Below are 14,192 nucleotides of genomic sequence, written 5' to 3'. Positions count from 1 at the left end.
TCTCTTGACCACTCTGTCCCCCGTCGCGGCCACCATGGGTCCGGTCCGGCAGACGTACGCCACCCGTGAGTCATTCCCGCCCGTTGCGAAGGCCTACACCCAGGTCTCGCAGGTGGTGAAAGAGATGGGGCTGCTCCGACGTGCCCAGTGGTTCTACGCCCTGGTCGCCGGTGCACTCCTCGTCGCTCTGGCCGGTCTCATCACCGGCTTCATCCTGCTGGGCGACAGCTGGTTCCAGCTCCTGATCGCCGCCGGACTCGGCATCGTCTTCACGCAGATCGCGTTCCTCGCTCACGAGGCCGCGCACCGCGTCATCCTCTCCTCCGGTCCGGCCAACGACCGCCTCTCCCGCTTCATCGGCCCTGCCCTCGTGGGTATGAGCTACTCCTGGTGGGACTCCAAGCACAGCCGTCACCACGCCAACCCCAACCGGGTGGGCAAAGACCCCGACATCGAGATCGACACCATCTCCTTCGTCGAGGACGACGCCCGCAAGGCGCGCGGCGTGGTCCGCTTCATCACCCAGCGTCAGGGATGGCTGTTCTTCCCGCTGCTGACCATGGAGGGCTGGAACCTCCACTTCCTCGGCATCAAGTACCTCGTCACCACGCGTGAGCCCATCAAGGGCCGCTGGCTCGAGCTGTCCCTGATCCTCCTGCGCCTGGCCGCGGTCATCGTGCCCGTCTTCCTCTTCCTGCCGCTGGGCATGGCCTTCGCCTTCATCTTCGTGCAGATGGCCGTCTTCGGTGTCTACATGGGTGCGTCCTTCGCCCCGAACCACAAGGGCATGCCGGTCATCGCACCGGACGCGCGCCTCGACTTCTTCACCAAGCAGGTGCGCACCTCCCGCAACGTGCGCGGCGGCTGGTGGGCGACCGCCCTCATGGGCGGCCTGAACTACCAGGTCGAGCACCACCTGTTCCCGAGCATGGCCCGGCCGTACCTCTCGCGGGCCCGCGTGGTCGTGCGCGAGGCGTGCGAGAACCTGAACGTGCCGTACACCGAGACGAGTCTCATCGAGTCGTACGCCATCGTCATCCGTTACCTCAACGAGGTGGGACTGGCCGCGCGCGACCCGTTCGACTGCCCCACCCGTCAGCAGATACGCGGCATGTGACACACCGCCTTCCGATGCCCCCGTCCGCCTTGCGCGGACGGGGGCATCGTCGTTTCGGTCACGATCGGAGAAGCACCCGGCGCCGGCGGCCCCTACCGTGAGAGCCAGAACCACGACCGGGAAGGATGGCCCGCCATGGCCAAGACCGACACCTCCGACGGATTGAGCGCACAGGAGCGCGAAGCGGTGAAGCAGCGTGCGAAGGAGCTGCGCGCACAGGAGAAGGCCGGCAAGAACCGCGCTGCCGGGGAGAAGGCCGTCCTCGAGGCGATCGCCGCACTCGAACCCGAGGACAAGGCGCTGGCGGAGGGAGTGCATGCCGTGGTGAGCGAGGTCGCCCCCGAGCTGGTCCCCATGACCTACTACGGCATGCCGGGATACGCCAACGACGAGGGCAAGATCGTCGTCTTCATCCAGCCGGCGCGCAAATTCGGCACGCGCTACGCCACGATCGGGTTCGAGGATCGCGCGCACCTGGATGACGGCGACCTGTGGCCCGTCGGCTTCGCCGTGCGCGCATGGACTCCGGCGGTGCAGGCGAAGGTCACGGAACTGGTGGGCGCGGCGGTGCACTGACCCGATGCGCGTCGGTCACTGCGGGCCCTGCACCCGGAGGTACGACGGCTGGCGCACGCGATCCACCCACCGGTAGGTGCCCGCGCCGGGGAGCGGATGGCGCACGGAGTCGAACCGGAGTTCGCGGTCCTCCTGGTCGGTTGATGGCTGCAGTGCCGCCTCGGCGAACGGATGCCACCGGCCGCGCGGCGTCGCGAAGTACAGGCGCACGCGCCACGGCTCCCCGTCGAGGGCGGCGGCGATGTCGTGCGTCGACGCGGGCAGCTGACGCCGCGGGACGCTGCGCGCGCACACCAGGATCGGTCCACGAGACGACCGGTAGGGCAGGAGGCTGCCGAACGTCGCGCCGGTCGGGGTGCTCCGGGGGACGAGGAGGAACCGCGAGGGGAATCCGATCCCGGTCGAGGCCAGCTCCAGGTCGACCGTGCGCCCGCCCGCGCTGGCGCGCAGTGCCAGTCCGATGACATCCGGCAGCCGAGCCGGTAGCCCCACCGCCCTCGACAGGCGGGCGACGACGCCCACAGGATCCGGCGGTGCGTCGTCGATCCACGAGATGCCGGATGCCGCGGCAGCCCCGAGCCACGTCAGCTCGCCTTCCAGGACGAGCCCGCGGGTGTGGATGGGCCGGGGGTGCCGGAAGCGGAGGATGAGCGCGAACAGTCCGCGCAGGGCGGTGCCGACGACCTCGGCCGAACGAGCGAGCATCCCGCCATTGTCTGCAACGGGGCCGCCCCGCCCAGCCCCATCGCCGGGGCGGGGCCGGACCACTACGATGCCCGACCGGCACTCGACCGCGGAGATTTCTCCTGACGCTTCCCTCCGAAAGCAAGGGCGGAGGCGACATCCGTGCGTACTGATTAGCTCAACGGGGCCGCCAAACGCGTGCCAGCACCCGAAAACCCCAAAAGGACACCTTTCATGAGCAATACCTCTCTCGCCGCCCGCACCCCCCGCATCTCGACCGAGACCAAAGCCGCGTTCAAGACCACGGAGTTCATCGTGTACGTGGTGATCCTCGCCGGGATGTTCATCGCGTCCCTCGTCGTGGACAACGGTGACGACGGCCAGGGGTTCGGAGCCGAGCAGGTCTGGCTGTACGCCACGCTGCTCACCATCGGCTACATGATCAGCCGCGGACTGGCCAAGTCCGGCAGCCGTGAGTACTACGACCGCGAAGGCCGTGAGGCCGGCAACGGCCGCTGAGCCCAGCCCGGGGCGGAGATCTCGCCCCCACGGATTGAACGAAGGTCCCCTGCACTCGCAGGGGACCTTCGTCGTCCTTCAGGCGCGACATCACCTCCGGCGCGGCGCCGGGAGGCGGACCACATGTCGGGCAGGCGGATCAGCGTTCGGGTCCGTCGTTGTGGCCCGGAGCGCCGCGATCCGAACGGGTGTTTCCGCCCGAAGCTCCGCGATCGCGGCCCTCCCCGTCGACGAAGGGGTCGACCTTGTCGGCCTTGCGCAGCGTTTCGGCCTGCTCGTCACGGCGTTTGGCGGCGTCGGCGGCGTGCTGGTCGATGTCGGCGGCGCGGCGCTGCGCGTCGACGTCGGCCTGGGCCGCCTGGGCCTTGGCCCGCTCGGACTCCGCTTGCGCCGACGCGGTGTCGGCGCGGGCCTGCGCGAGTTCGGCCTCGTGCCGACGCGCGCCCAGGTCTGCCTCTCTCGCCTGGGCGCGCAGTTTCTCCGCCTTCTCGTGCTGCGCGTGCTGGCGCCGTTCCCGCCGTCCCTTCGCGGTGGCGACCAGGACGACCGCGATGATCGCGATCACGACGACGACGGCGACGATGATCCAGATGAGGGCTGTCGTGTCCACAACTCCTCCTTCTCGGTATGGCGCCGCAGGAAGGGGTCGGCGCGTCGACCACCAGGGAACCCGATGCACCGCGGTCTCCAGAACCGCCTTGCCGTCAGGCGCGCGGTGCGCTATCCGCAGCGGGTGGCCTCTCCCGGGAGGGCGGGCTCACTGCGCAGAACGCGATGCGGCGGCGCGCCTGGCGCGGTACGCGCGCGTGCGGGCGCGGTTCTGGCACGTCAGCGAGCAGTACTGCCGCCGGCGTCCGGGGGAGGAATCGACGAAGACGTCGACGCACGCATCGCCCAGGCACGTGCCCAGGCGGCTGACGTCGGGATCGCTGCGCAGGTGATGGAGGAGCGCGAGCGTGGCGGCCGCCAGCAGCGTGCGCCCAGGGCGGCAGGTGCGCCACTGCTCGCGCACGTCCCATTCCCGCGCCGTCATTGCCGGGGTCAGTCCCGCCTCGGCGATCACCGTGTTGAGTCGATCGGCGCACTCGCCGCCGGATGCTGCGGCGAAGACCGGGTGGAGGAGATTGGCCGTCTCCACCAAGACCTTCTCCTGCGGCGCTGCGCGGTGCGCCCAGAAGGCGGTGTCCTCCTGGCCGAGCGCGTCGGCAGGAGGGTAGGGAGACGCGGATTCGCCCGCTGCCGAGCGCGGCGCGTCGCCGTACTCGTTCACGATCCGTATCAGCAGGGGGAGGGGGAGCGCCTCCACCACCGCGGAGGTCTGGTCGGTCATCGGTTCCCCCTCTGTCACGGCTGACCGGAGGCTAACACGTGACGAAGGGGCCGTGGATGGGGTGTCACCCTCCGACCGCTCCGGATACGACATCGGCGACGACGGTCACGAGCACCAGGGCGGCCAGGGTGAGGTAGACGCATCCGCTGATCACGGACAGGACGCGCGCCTTGGTGCCCCGTCCAGCCAGGAAGTGTCCGAGCAGCCCACCCAGCGACGCGTACACGGTATCGACCACGAACCCGATCACGACGAACGTCAGACCGAGGGTCAGCAGTTGCAAGGCGGGGTTGCCGACGCCGCCATCGACGAACTGGGGAAGGAAGGCGAGGAAGAAGATGACGATCTTGGGGTTGGTGAGGTTGACCACCATCGCGCGCCAGAAGTTCCGGCCGGTGGATGCGGGAGCCGGGGCGTCGGCGGCGTCGGCAGCGCGCAGCGCGCCGATCCCGAGGTGGATGAGGTAGGCCGCACCGAGCAGGCGGATGATCACGAGGGCCGCGGGGGCGGCCGTGAGGAGCGCGCCCAAGCCCGTCACGGCGACGAGGGTGTGCACGGTCATCGACACCGCCATCCCGGATGCCGCCACCGTCCCCGCCCGTCGTCCGTCGCGGAGGGCCACGGCGCCCAGGTACACATGGTCGGGACCGGGGACCACCGCGATGAGCAGCGTCGCGGCGAGGAAGGCGAGGTACACCGCCACCGGGATGTCCAGGATCATGGCGTCAGTATGTCACGCATAGATGACATTCAATGCGTGACGGTTCGCCTTGCAAGCCGGGCCGGCCTGGCCCGTGCCGATAATGAGGGGTGGAGTCGTGGCAGATGCGGGAGTGGTACGCCGACTACCTCGACGCCGCCAACCGGCACGACCTGGAGGCGATCCGCTCGTTCGTGCAGCCCGCTGTCCGTCGCGCGCACCTCCCCGGCGGAGCGGATGCGTGGGTGGAGGAGATGGTCGACCTCTTCCATGCGTTTCCGGACTGGCGGTGGCGGCGCATCCAGCTCCTGGTCGAGGACGATCGACTGGCCGTTCACCTGCGGGGGAGTGGCACGCATCTCGGCGTCTTCCGCGGGGTGGCCCCCACGCGCCGGCACGTCAACGTGGCGGAGTTCGTCATCTATCGCGTGGCGGATGGGCGCATCGCCGAGGCGTCCGGATCGGATGTGAGGGCCGAGATCCTCGCCCAGCTCGCCGCGTAGCGCGCCGTCAGCGGTCGGCCACGTCCGGATTCTCGCGGTCGAGCAGGGCGATGATGCGGGCGCTGAGGTCGCCGAGGGCCGCTGTGCCCTCACCGCCCAGGCCGTCCAGGAGGGGGTCGCGGATCTCCCGCCGCTGCCCGCGCAGGACGGTGCCCACGAGCAGCCGTCCCTTCCGCGTCAGGGTCGCCTCGAAGGCGCGCCGCCCGCCCGTGACGGGGCGGCGCGCGACGAGCCCCTGACCCTCGAGCGCGGTGATCGCATGGCTGATACGGCTGGGGGAGAAGCGGAGCGACTCCGCGAGGCTCTTCAGGCCGAGCGTCTGATCGTGCGCGGCGCTCAGGAGGACGAGCATCTTGAAGTGACCGTGCGAGATGCCGCCGTCGCGCTGGGCCTGCCGTTCGAGTGCGGTGTCGAGGAGGTGCGTCGCGAGCATGAGGTCGCGCCATGCCTCGGAGGCGCCGGTCACGAGGTGGCCGAGGGGGCCACGGTGAGGCTGACGTCGTTGGCCCAGGGGTCCTCGAAGTGCACGCTCCCGCCGTCGTCGCGCACGGGGACCCGGTAGTGCCGGAGCCGTTCGGCCAGCGCGCCGGCGTCATCGGAGGTCGGCAGTTCGAGGTCCACGCGGCCGAGCCCCAGGGTGCGCTGCCGGCGACCCGCGCCGCGGCTGTTCCACACGTTCATCGCCATGTGATGGTGGTATCCACCGGCGCTGACGAACACGGCCTGGTCGCCCAGCGCGAGCGTGACGTCGAACCCGAGGGTGGTCGCGTAGAAGTCGCGCGCCGTCGCGACGTCGCCGACCGACAGATGGATGTGCCCGACGCGGGCGTCTCCGACCGCCTCCCCGGCGAGTCCGCGCTCGTCCAGGTGCTCCCGCAGATAGGCGTTCGGATCCAGGAACAGCGTGGACATCTCGACCTGGCCGTGGATCCAGCTCCACGTCGTGCGGTCGCGGTCCCAGTACAGCTCGACGCCGTTGCCCTCGGGGTCGTCGAAGTAGAAGGCCTTGCTGACCAGGTGGTCGCTGGACCCGGTGAAGGAAGCCGGGCGCAGCCGGGCGACGGAGTAGACCGCGGCGGCCAGCGCCGCCTCGGTGTCGAAGACGATCGCCGTGTGGAACAGGCCGGCCTCGCGCGGCCCCGCGTGCCGCAGTTCGGGGGTGTGCACGAGCACGACGACCGGCCGTCCCGAGCGCCCGAGGGTGACACGCGGTCCCGTCTGCTCCATCACCGCCAGCCCGACGCCGTCCCGGTAGTACGACGTCATCGCGTCGAGGTCCGCCACGTTCAGGGTGACCGCCCCCATCGCCGTATCGGCGGCGAGGGGTGTGCTGGTGCTCATGGCATCCTCAACTGAGTTGAACGCTCAACTATTCCGACCGCCCGCGGGCGCACGAGAGGCGACCTGGTAAAATCGTGAAAGTCGCTGCTTTTACCATGCAGTGATCGATTCCGCAAGAGTCCCATCGCCGACCCGCCGATGGTGCGCGGAACGGATTGCCCACCACGTCGGTGCGCCCTGCGGCATCCGCCGCGGATCCTGCCGCCGTCGTCGCTCAATGGCCCCGGCCAGGATAGGAACGGTTTGACTTCTCGCGTCGCAATCATCGGAGCCGGACCCAGCGGAATGGCACAGCTTCGGGCTTTCGAGTCCGCTCGACACACCGGCCGGGAGATGCCCGAGATCGTGTGCTTCGAGAAGCAAGCCGATTGGGGCGGGCAGTGGAACTTCACGTGGCGCACCGGCATGGATGCGCACGGTGAGCCGGTGCACTCGAGCATGTACCGCAACCTGTGGTCCAACGGGCCGAAGGAGGCGCTGGAGTTCGCCGAGTACACCTTCGACGAGCACTTCGGGCGTCCGATCTCGTCGTACCCACCGCGCGCCGTGCTGTGGGATTACATCAACGGCCGCGTCGAGAAGAGTGACGTCAAGCAGTACGTGCGCTTCAACACCGTCGTGCGCTGGGTCCAGTACAACGAGGACACGAACACCTTCAGCGTGACGGTCCACGACATGGCCGCCAATCGGACCGAGACCAGCGAGTTCGACTACGTCGTGGTCGGCAGCGGACACTTCAGCTACCCGAACGTGCCCGAGTTCGCCGGCATCGAGACCTTCCCCGGGAGCCTCCGCCACGCGCACGACTTCCGCGGGGCGGAGGCCCTCGCCGACAAGGATGTCCTGCTGATCGGCGCGAGCTACTCCGCCGAAGACATCGGCGTGCAGGCGTACAAGATGGGCGCGCGCTCGGTCACCTTCAGCTACCGCACCCAGCCGATGGGATTCGACTGGCCCAAGGGCATGCGGGAGGTGCCGCTCGTCGAGCGCTTCGAAGGATCCACCGTGCACTTCAGCGACGGGACCAGCGGCGAGTTCGACGCCGTCGTGCTGTGCACCGGTTATCTGCACCACTACCCGTTCCTGCCCTCGGACCTCGCGCTGGATTCGCCCAACTGCCTCTACCCCGACGGCCTGTACCGCGGCGTGGTCTCCGAGGCCAACGACCGGCTGTTCTACCTGGGCGCGCAGGACCAGTGGTTCACCTTCAACATGTTCGACGCGCAGGCGTGGTTCGTCCGCGACGTCATCCTGGGTGATTTCGAGCTCCCCGGCCCGCAGGCGCGTTGGCAGGACATGGATGCGTGGCGCCGGCGGTTCAGCGAACTCAACGGACCGGCCGACGAGATCAGGTTCCAGGCCGACTACATCCGCGACCTGATCGAACTGACCGACTATCCGATGTTCGACCTCGACGAGGTCGTGCGGATCTTCCTGGCCTGGAAGCACGACAAGCAGGTGAACATCCTCGGGTACCGCGATGCCGTCTATCCGTCCGTGATGACGGGAACGATGGCCGCTGTGCACCACACCCCGTGGCTGGCCGAACTGGACGACAGCCTCGAGCGCTACCTGTCCGAACCGGAGCCGGACGACGTCGACGGCCTCGTCGACTCGCCCGGTTCGGTCGACGCGGCGTAGTGCGGTGTCGCGGGAAGGGTGGCGCGGATCTCCTGCGACACCCTCTCCGCGGCGAGCTCGGGAAGCCAGTGCCCCTCGTCCACCTCGACGAAGCGGTACGGCGCGTGCACCCAGTGCCGTGTGAGCTCGGCGGCGCGTCGCCCGAGCGCCTGGTCGCCGTTGCCCCACACGTACGTGGTCGGCACGTGCACACGCGAGCTGCCCCGGCGCGGCCGGCGCCGGTCGGGCAGCGACATGCCGCGATACCAGTGCAGGGCCGCGCGGAGGGCTTTCGGTTGCGACAGAAAGCGCTGATACTCCTGGGCGATGGGGGCCGGAAGCCCCGACGACTGCAGCAGGCGCGCGAGGCGGGGCCGCAGCACGGCCTCGGGCAGCCACGGCAGCTGGAAGAAGGCGATGTAGAGCGACCGCAGGCCCTGCGTCGAGGAGAGCAGCGAACGCAGCATCGCGCTCGGATGCGGCGTGGAGAGCACGGTGATGCCGTTCAGTCGCTGCGGAGCGGGGTCGCCAGCCGCCACGCGACGAATCCGCCCCAGTCATGACCGACGACGTGCACGCGGTGGCTCCCGAGCGCGTCGAGCAGGGCGAGCACGTCGCCGGTGACGTCGGCGGCGCGGTAGTCGCGTCGGCGGTACGGTCGCGCGCGGGGGGAGTAGCCGCGCTGATCGAACGCGATCACCCGGGCGCCGCCGGCCTCCAGCAGCGGTGCGACGGCGTCCCACGTACGACGGGATCCCGGGAATCCGTGCAGCAGAACGATCACCGGTCCGTCGATGGGCCCGGTGTCGGATACGTCGAAGATCAGGCCGGCGTGACGGAAAGCGTGGACGCGGGAAGTGCGCATGGCCCATCCTGACCGGCGGCGCCGCGGACGCTGGAGGGGGTTGCGTTCCGGTCAGGGCTGCACGCCTGCGGCGGCGGCGAGGATGCGGACACCGTCGCGGATGCGGGCTTCGTCGACGTTGCCGAAGCCGATCACGAGTGCCGGCGCGAGGGGCTCCGCCGGTCGACCCTCTGCCGAGAACCGGTATCGGCCGAGCGTGTTGACCACAACGCCCAGAGTTGCGGCGGTCGCGGACACGGCCCGCTCGTCCGCCCCGGCGGGAAGCTGCAGGACGGCGTGGCATCCGGCGGCCAGTCCGGTGAGCCGGCCCGGCTCGAAGGCGCGATCCACTTCCGCGGCCAAGACGTCGCGGCGGGCCCGATACACCTCCCGTGCGCGCCGCAGATGGCGATCGAACCGTCCCGTCTCCATCAGGAGCGCGAGCGCTTCCTGGTCCAGGCTCGGGGCTCCGCGACTGGTGAGTTGCTTCTCCTCGATGATCCCGTCGCGCCACTGCGGCGGCGCGAGCACCCATCCCAGTCGGAGCGCCGGCGCGAGGGTCTTGCTGACCGAGCCGAACGCGATGACCCGGCGAGGGTTCAGTCCCTGCAACGACCCGACGGGTTGCCGGTCGTATCGGAACTCCGCGTCGTAATCGTCCTCCAGGATCACCCCGTCGACCTCTTCCGCCCACGCCATGAGGTCGCGCCGTCGCGACGGCCCGAGGGCGACGCCGGTCGGGCATTGGTGTGCCGGCGTCAGCAGCACGGCGCGTGCGCCGCTGTCGCGCAGGCGGCCCACATCCAGCCCCTCCGCGTCGACGGGAACCGGCACCGCCTCCAGACCCGCCCGCTGTGCGATGACGTCGTGGTCGCGCGGCCCCGGATCCTCCAGCGCGATCCGGTGGATGCCACGCCGGGCCAGCGTCGCGAGCGCGAACGTCAAGCCCTGCCGGAAGCCCGCGACGATGACGGTGTCGTCGGTGGTGGCGCTTCCGGCTCGGACGCGGCGATGGTAGGCGGAGACGACGTCGCGGAGGTGTCGCCATCCGGCCGGGTCGTCGTCGCCGAGCGCAGCCGTCGGGAGCGTCTGGGTCGCCTTCGACACAGCCCAGCTCCAATCCGACAGGGGCACTGTGCGCAGGTCGGGGATGCCGTACTCGAAGTCGATCGGTCGAGGTGACACGGCCGACACCGGTTCGGGAGCGTGCCCGCTCACCTCTTCCGACGGCGGTATCGCCGCCACCCGGGTGCCGGAACCGACCGTCGAGAGGACGTAGCCCTCGGCGAGGAGCTGCTCGTACGCCTCGACGACGGTGCCGCGGGCGACTCCGAGCAGGGCTGCCAGGCGCCGAGTCGAGGGCAGTCGTTCGCCGGAAACGAGTCGCCGCTCACGGATGGCGGCCCGAAGGTGATCCTGGATCTGGCTGCCGAGGCCGCCCGCGTCGCGGTCGAGGAGCACCAGAAGATCCGGACCGCCGCGCGCCCACTCCACTGTCATCGGCCCATTACAGCCGAATGGTCCAGTCGACGGACAGAGAAGCGGACCTTCACCCCGGACCGCCCGGACGGCAGAGTCGATGCATGAGCCTCGGCATCCTCCTCGGCCTCGCCTCCGCCGTGGCGTACTGCGCCTCGGATTTCGTCGGCGGGCTCGGCTCACGCCGGTACACCACGTGGCAGGTCGTCCTGGTGGGGCAGAGCGCCGGCGCGGTGGTGATGGCCGCGGCCGGGGCGCTGCTGCCGGGCAGCCCGGTGCCGGCGGACTTCGCGTGGGCGGTCGTGGCCGGGGTGGGGTCGGCGGCGGGCAGCATCTTCCTGTACCGCGGCCTCGCACGCGGCCGGATGGGGCTGGTGGCTCCCATCTCGGCGCTGGGCGCGGCGATCCTTCCCGTGCTGGCCGGCGCCATCCTCGGGGAGCGGCCGGGATGGCTGGCCTGGGCGGGGATGATCGTGGCGTTGCCGGGAATCTGGCTGGTCGCCCGCGATGCCTCCGCGCAGCCCTCGGCGATGCGGGGTGCCCTGGTCGACGGCACGCTGGCGGGCGTCGGCTTCGGAGTCCTCTTCGTCGCGCTGGCGCAGATCTCCGATGACGCCGGCCTGGCGCCCCTCGCCCTCAATCAGCTGACCGGCGCGGTCCTCACCGTCGTGACGGCGGCCACCCTGAGACAGGTGTGGCGCCCTGCGGTCGGAGTGCTGGGGTGGGGGAGCGCTGCCGGTGTGCTCGGCGCCTCCGGCACCCTCGCCTTCTTCATCGCCAGCGGCACGACCGGACTGGGCATCGCGGGAGTGCTCGCTTCCCTGTACCCCGCCGTCACCGTCCTGCTGGCCGCCGGATTCCTGAGGGAACGGGTCGCGCCCAGTCAGCGAGTCGGCATCGTCGTCTGCATCCTCGCCGTCGCCGCCATGGCGTTCGGCTGACTCCCCGTCCGCCCTCGAACAGGAGACGAAGATGACACACCCCGAACCCCGGCCGGCACGGTCGCACACGGAGGGCCGCTCATGCTGACGCAGATCGCCGACGGCGTCTTCGTCTCCGAGAGCGGGTTCCTCCAGAGCAACTCCGTGGTCGTTGAGGGCCGGGACGGTGTGCTCGTGGTCGATCCGGGGCTCACGGACGACGAGATGACGCAGCTCGCCGACGACATCCGCGGGATGGGACAGCGGATCGTCGCCGGGTTCGCCACGCACCCCGACTGGGATCACGTGCTGTGGCACCCCGCGCTGGGCGACGCACCGCGATACGGCACGGCGCTGTGTGCCGCCACGATGGCGGAGCTGCTCGCACAGCCGGACTGGCCGGCGCAGGTGGCTGCCGGCCTGCCGCCGGAGTACGCGGATCAGATCCCGCTCGAGCTGTTCGGAGCGATCACCGCGCTGCCCCGGGGTGCCGAACGCATTCCGTGGGAGGGCCCCGCGATCCGGATCATCGAGCACCGGGCGCACGCCAGAGGTCACGCGGCGCTGCTGGTGGAGGAGGGCGGCGTTCTGATCGCGGGCGACATGCTCTCCGACATCCTGATGCCGTTCGTCGACGTGGATGCCGATCAGCCGCTGGAGGACTACCTCGCGGCGCTCGGGCTGTTCGAGGAGGTGGCCGAAAAGGTGGGAGCCGTCGTTCCCGGCCACGGATCGGTGGCCTCCGGGGACCGGCTGCGCGGCCGGATCGCACAGGATCGTGCCTATGTGGAGGCGCTGCGCGCCGGCGATCTCCCGGTCGATGCGCGGGTGGGAGAGGCGGCGCCAGTTCCCTGGCTCGCGGACATGCCTCGCTGGCAACTGCAGCGCCTCGCCGAGCGCGCCGATCGGCCGCCGCAGGATCACGCCGGATCCTGACGGCGGCCGGAGGGACGCCTACTCCGCGCGGTCCGCCGCAGCGACGTCGAGGATCCACGTCACGCCGAAGGTGTCGGTGAGCATGCCGAAGCCGGGGCTCCACGCCGAGGCCGCGAGCGGTTCGACGATCGAGGCGCCGGCGGACAGCGCGTCCCAGTAGCCCTTCACCTCGTCCAGGGTGTCGCCGCGCACGGAGACGAAAAACGGCTGGTCGGTGACGGTGACGCCGTTCTCCCGGCGGGTGGCGCCCCCGGTGGCTCGCGTGGCAGGCCCCGGGATGTCATACGCCATGATCCGGAAGCCGTCTTCGCTCTGCAGGCTGCCGAACACGACGTTCTCGGCGCCGGGCGCATCGGCGGGCATACCGACGTCGCGGTAGGTGGCGATCGTGAGGTGACCGCCGAAGACGGACTGGTAGAACTCCAGGGCCGCGCGGGCCTCGCCGTGGAGATTGAGGTGGGTGGTGGTCTCGATGGGCATGGGTGCTCCTCCTCGGTACGCCGGACCTGTGCCGGCTGTCTCCACCGTGACAGGAGTAGAGGTCAGGTCCGGTCCTACACACGAACTACTCTCGAGACGTGCCCACGACCACTGCCCGACTGCTCGACCTGCTATCGCTCCTGCAGGCGCGACGGGACTGGCCGGGCGCTGTGCTGGCCGATCGGCTGGGGGTGAGTCACCGCACCGTCCGCCGCGACGTGGAGCGGCTGCGGGAGATGGGGTACCGCGTTCAGGCGGCGATGGGTCCGGACGGCGGGTACCGCCTGGAGGCGGGGAGCGAACTTCCGCCCCTGCTGTTCGACGACGAGCAGGTCATCGCTCTCACGATCGCCCTGCAGGCAGCGACGGTCACGGGCGCGGGCATCGAAGAAGGCGCGCTGAAAGCGCTCGCCGCTGTCCGCCAGGTCCTGCCCTCGCGCCTCCGCCACCGACTGCAGGCGGTCGAGTTCACCACCGCCGCACGCACGGGGGATGCTCCCGCTCCCGCGGTGGCTTCGGAGGTGCTCGTCGCCGTGTCCGATGCCGTCCGCGCCCGTGAGGTGCTGCGGTTCGATCAGGCCGACGCGGGCACCCCCGTGACGGGCCCGGCGCCACCGCGGCGAGTGGAGCCGCACCACCTCGTCGCTGCCTCGGGCCGCTGGTACCTGGTCGCGTGGGATCTCGACGGCGACGAGTGGCGCATCTTCCGCGCCGACCGGATCACTCCGCGCACCCCCACCGGTCCCCGCTTCTCGCCGCGGGAGGTCCCCGGTGGTGACGCATCGGAGTACATGTCGGCGCGCTTCAAGGGCTCGTCCGCGGCGAACGCGTGGCCCTGCACCGGCAGTGTCGTCCTGCACCTGCCGGCGGGGGACGTCGTGCCCTTCGCCGGGGATGGTGCCGTCGAAGCGCTCGGTCCCGACCGGTGCCGGTACACCGCCGGGTCGTGGTCCTGGGTCGCGCTGGCCGCCGCGCTGGGCCGTTTCGACGCGGAGATGGACGAGGTCGACCCGCCGGAACTTGCCCGCGCATTCACGCGGCTCTCGGCCCGCTACGAGCGGGCCGCACACTGAGGGGAGGGCCGCGACACGCCCGGGGTGCGCCCGAGTTGCCGGGCTCGACAGGCGCGTCGTAAGCTATTGA

The 14,192-nt window shown here is 70.4% G+C and carries 18 protein-coding genes; 8 read left to right on the top strand and 10 right to left on the bottom strand.

All coding sequences use genetic code 11. The features are described 5' to 3' along the window. Positions 1-34: 34 nt before the first annotated feature. Together E4K62_RS12925 and E4K62_RS12920 are read left to right on the top strand one after the other, a co-directional pair. On the top strand, positions 35-1,117 hold the full coding sequence (locus E4K62_RS12925) for a fatty acid desaturase family protein (protein ID WP_240742893.1): 1,083 nt from the start codon (positions 35-37) through the stop codon (positions 1,115-1,117). A 135-nt stretch (positions 1,118-1,252) separates the two neighbouring features. Then, positions 1,253-1,693, top strand: coding sequence for an iron chaperone (locus tag E4K62_RS12920; RefSeq protein WP_135068058.1), 441 nt, complete (start codon positions 1,253-1,255; stop codon positions 1,691-1,693). A gap of 15 nt (positions 1,694-1,708) precedes the next feature. On the opposite strand, the gene E4K62_RS12915 is transcribed toward E4K62_RS12920, so the two are convergent. Beyond that, entirely contained in the window at positions 1,709-2,398 is a 690-nt protein-coding gene (locus E4K62_RS12915) for a hypothetical protein (protein WP_135068056.1), read from the bottom strand. 213 nt (positions 2,399-2,611) lie between these two features. On the opposite strand from E4K62_RS12915, the gene E4K62_RS12910 reads away from it, so the two are divergent. Next, entirely contained in the window at positions 2,612-2,896 is a 285-nt protein-coding gene (locus E4K62_RS12910) for a hypothetical protein (protein WP_135068054.1), read from the top strand. Between the two features lie 139 nt (positions 2,897-3,035). Here the strand turns inward: E4K62_RS12910 and E4K62_RS12905 are convergent, their stop codons facing one another. The 3 genes from E4K62_RS12905 to E4K62_RS12895 all read right to left on the bottom strand — a co-directional run bounded on the left by E4K62_RS12905 (position 3,036) and on the right by E4K62_RS12895 (position 4,947). Beyond that, on the bottom strand, positions 3,036-3,506 hold the full coding sequence (locus E4K62_RS12905) for a hypothetical protein (protein WP_135068052.1): 471 nt from the start codon (positions 3,504-3,506) through the stop codon (positions 3,036-3,038). Between the two features lie 147 nt (positions 3,507-3,653). Further along, positions 3,654-4,226, bottom strand: a complete 573-nt coding sequence (locus tag E4K62_RS12900) for a CGNR zinc finger domain-containing protein (RefSeq protein ID WP_167747790.1) — start codon at positions 4,224-4,226, stop codon at positions 3,654-3,656. Between the two features lie 64 nt (positions 4,227-4,290). Continuing rightward, entirely contained in the window at positions 4,291-4,947 is a 657-nt protein-coding gene (locus E4K62_RS12895; protein ID WP_135068048.1) for a LysE family translocator, read from the bottom strand. 89 nt (positions 4,948-5,036) lie between these two features. Between E4K62_RS12895 and E4K62_RS12890 the strand changes: the two genes are divergently transcribed. Next, positions 5,037-5,429 (top strand): ester cyclase, encoded by a 393-nt coding sequence (locus tag E4K62_RS12890; RefSeq protein ID WP_135068046.1) that lies wholly within the window; start codon positions 5,037-5,039, stop codon positions 5,427-5,429. A 7-nt stretch (positions 5,430-5,436) separates the two neighbouring features. Here E4K62_RS12890 and E4K62_RS12885 read toward each other — a convergent pair whose 3' ends face one another. Then, positions 5,437-5,895: a MarR family winged helix-turn-helix transcriptional regulator gene (locus tag E4K62_RS12885; protein WP_135068044.1), complete on the bottom strand. Its 459-nt coding sequence runs from the start codon at positions 5,893-5,895 to the stop codon at positions 5,437-5,439. Next, a complete protein-coding gene (locus E4K62_RS12880; RefSeq protein ID WP_135068042.1) occupies positions 5,892-6,770 on the bottom strand; it encodes a VOC family protein in 879 nt (292 codons plus the stop codon). Before E4K62_RS12880 ends, E4K62_RS12885 begins: the two co-directional genes overlap by 4 nt. A 285-nt stretch (positions 6,771-7,055) precedes the next feature. Here E4K62_RS12880 and E4K62_RS12875 point away from each other — a divergent pair, with 285 nt between their 5' ends. Then, on the top strand, positions 7,056-8,411 hold the full coding sequence (locus E4K62_RS12875) for an NAD(P)-binding domain-containing protein (RefSeq protein WP_240742693.1): 1,356 nt from the start codon (positions 7,056-7,058) through the stop codon (positions 8,409-8,411). On the opposite strand, the gene E4K62_RS19025 is transcribed toward E4K62_RS12875, so the two are convergent. The 3 genes from E4K62_RS19025 to pdxR are packed head-to-tail and all read right to left on the bottom strand — an operon-like array spanning position 8,339 to position 10,734. After that, positions 8,339-8,929 carry an alpha/beta hydrolase gene (locus E4K62_RS19025; protein ID WP_308195155.1) on the bottom strand — a complete coding sequence of 197 codons (591 nt, stop codon included), beginning with the start codon at positions 8,927-8,929 and terminating at the stop codon, positions 8,339-8,341. The genes E4K62_RS12875 and E4K62_RS19025 overlap by 73 nt on opposite strands. After that, positions 8,896-9,255, bottom strand: coding sequence for an alpha/beta fold hydrolase (locus tag E4K62_RS19020; RefSeq protein ID WP_308195156.1), 360 nt, complete (start codon positions 9,253-9,255; stop codon positions 8,896-8,898). Before E4K62_RS19020 ends, E4K62_RS19025 begins: the two co-directional genes overlap by 34 nt. A gap of 51 nt (positions 9,256-9,306) precedes the next feature. After that, a complete protein-coding gene (pdxR, locus tag E4K62_RS12865; RefSeq protein ID WP_135068038.1) occupies positions 9,307-10,734 on the bottom strand; it encodes a MocR-like pyridoxine biosynthesis transcription factor PdxR in 1,428 nt (475 codons plus the stop codon). Positions 10,735-10,817: 83 nt separating this feature from the next. Between pdxR and E4K62_RS12860 the strand changes: the two genes are divergently transcribed. Together E4K62_RS12860 and E4K62_RS12855 are read left to right on the top strand one after the other, a co-directional pair. Further along, positions 10,818-11,654, top strand: a complete 837-nt coding sequence (locus E4K62_RS12860; RefSeq protein ID WP_135068036.1) for a DMT family transporter — start codon at positions 10,818-10,820, stop codon at positions 11,652-11,654. An 81-nt stretch (positions 11,655-11,735) separates the two neighbouring features. Then, positions 11,736-12,569 (top strand): MBL fold metallo-hydrolase, encoded by an 834-nt coding sequence (locus tag E4K62_RS12855; protein WP_135068034.1) that lies wholly within the window; start codon positions 11,736-11,738, stop codon positions 12,567-12,569. Between the two features lie 18 nt (positions 12,570-12,587). On the opposite strand, the gene E4K62_RS12850 is transcribed toward E4K62_RS12855, so the two are convergent. After that, the gene (locus E4K62_RS12850) at positions 12,588-13,049 is read right to left on the bottom strand and encodes a VOC family protein (RefSeq protein WP_135068032.1); all 462 of its coding nucleotides are present in this window, start codon (positions 13,047-13,049) and stop codon (positions 12,588-12,590) included. A 98-nt stretch (positions 13,050-13,147) separates the two neighbouring features. Between E4K62_RS12850 and E4K62_RS12845 the strand changes: the two genes are divergently transcribed. Continuing rightward, positions 13,148-14,122: a helix-turn-helix transcriptional regulator gene (locus tag E4K62_RS12845; RefSeq protein WP_135068030.1), complete on the top strand. Its 975-nt coding sequence runs from the start codon at positions 13,148-13,150 to the stop codon at positions 14,120-14,122. Positions 14,123-14,192 lie beyond the last annotated feature (70 nt).

The organism is Microbacterium wangchenii, assembly GCF_004564355.1.
Classification (GTDB): domain Bacteria; phylum Actinomycetota; class Actinomycetes; order Actinomycetales; family Microbacteriaceae; genus Microbacterium; species Microbacterium wangchenii.
This window is presented reverse-complemented; position numbering and strand designations above follow the sequence as displayed.

Excerpts from the sequence above, each read along its gene's own strand:
- pdxR (WP_135068038.1), bottom strand. The coding sequence starts at position 10,734 with ATGACAGTGGAGTGGGCGCGCGGCGGTCCGGATCTTCTGGTGCTCCTC.
- E4K62_RS12920 (WP_135068058.1), top strand. The coding sequence starts at position 1,253 with ATGGCCAAGACCGACACCTCCGACGGATTGAGCGCACAGGAGCGCGAA.
- E4K62_RS12900 (WP_167747790.1), bottom strand. The coding sequence starts at position 4,226 with ATGACCGACCAGACCTCCGCGGTGGTGGAGGCGCTCCCCCTCCCCCTG.
- E4K62_RS12925 (WP_240742893.1), top strand. The coding sequence starts at position 35 with ATGGGTCCGGTCCGGCAGACGTACGCCACCCGTGAGTCATTCCCGCCC.
- E4K62_RS12895 (WP_135068048.1), bottom strand. The coding sequence starts at position 4,947 with ATGATCCTGGACATCCCGGTGGCGGTGTACCTCGCCTTCCTCGCCGCG.
- E4K62_RS12915 (WP_135068056.1), bottom strand. The coding sequence starts at position 2,398 with ATGCTCGCTCGTTCGGCCGAGGTCGTCGGCACCGCCCTGCGCGGACTG.
- E4K62_RS12850 (WP_135068032.1), bottom strand. The coding sequence starts at position 13,049 with ATGCCCATCGAGACCACCACCCACCTCAATCTCCACGGCGAGGCCCGC.
- E4K62_RS12910 (WP_135068054.1), top strand. The coding sequence starts at position 2,612 with ATGAGCAATACCTCTCTCGCCGCCCGCACCCCCCGCATCTCGACCGAG.
- E4K62_RS19020 (WP_308195156.1), bottom strand. The coding sequence starts at position 9,255 with ATGCGCACTTCCCGCGTCCACGCTTTCCGTCACGCCGGCCTGATCTTC.
- E4K62_RS12880 (WP_135068042.1), bottom strand. The coding sequence starts at position 6,770 with ATGAGCACCAGCACACCCCTCGCCGCCGATACGGCGATGGGGGCGGTC.
- E4K62_RS12855 (WP_135068034.1), top strand. The coding sequence starts at position 11,736 with ATGCTGACGCAGATCGCCGACGGCGTCTTCGTCTCCGAGAGCGGGTTC.
- E4K62_RS12875 (WP_240742693.1), top strand. The coding sequence starts at position 7,056 with ATGGCACAGCTTCGGGCTTTCGAGTCCGCTCGACACACCGGCCGGGAG.
- E4K62_RS12860 (WP_135068036.1), top strand. The coding sequence starts at position 10,818 with ATGAGCCTCGGCATCCTCCTCGGCCTCGCCTCCGCCGTGGCGTACTGC.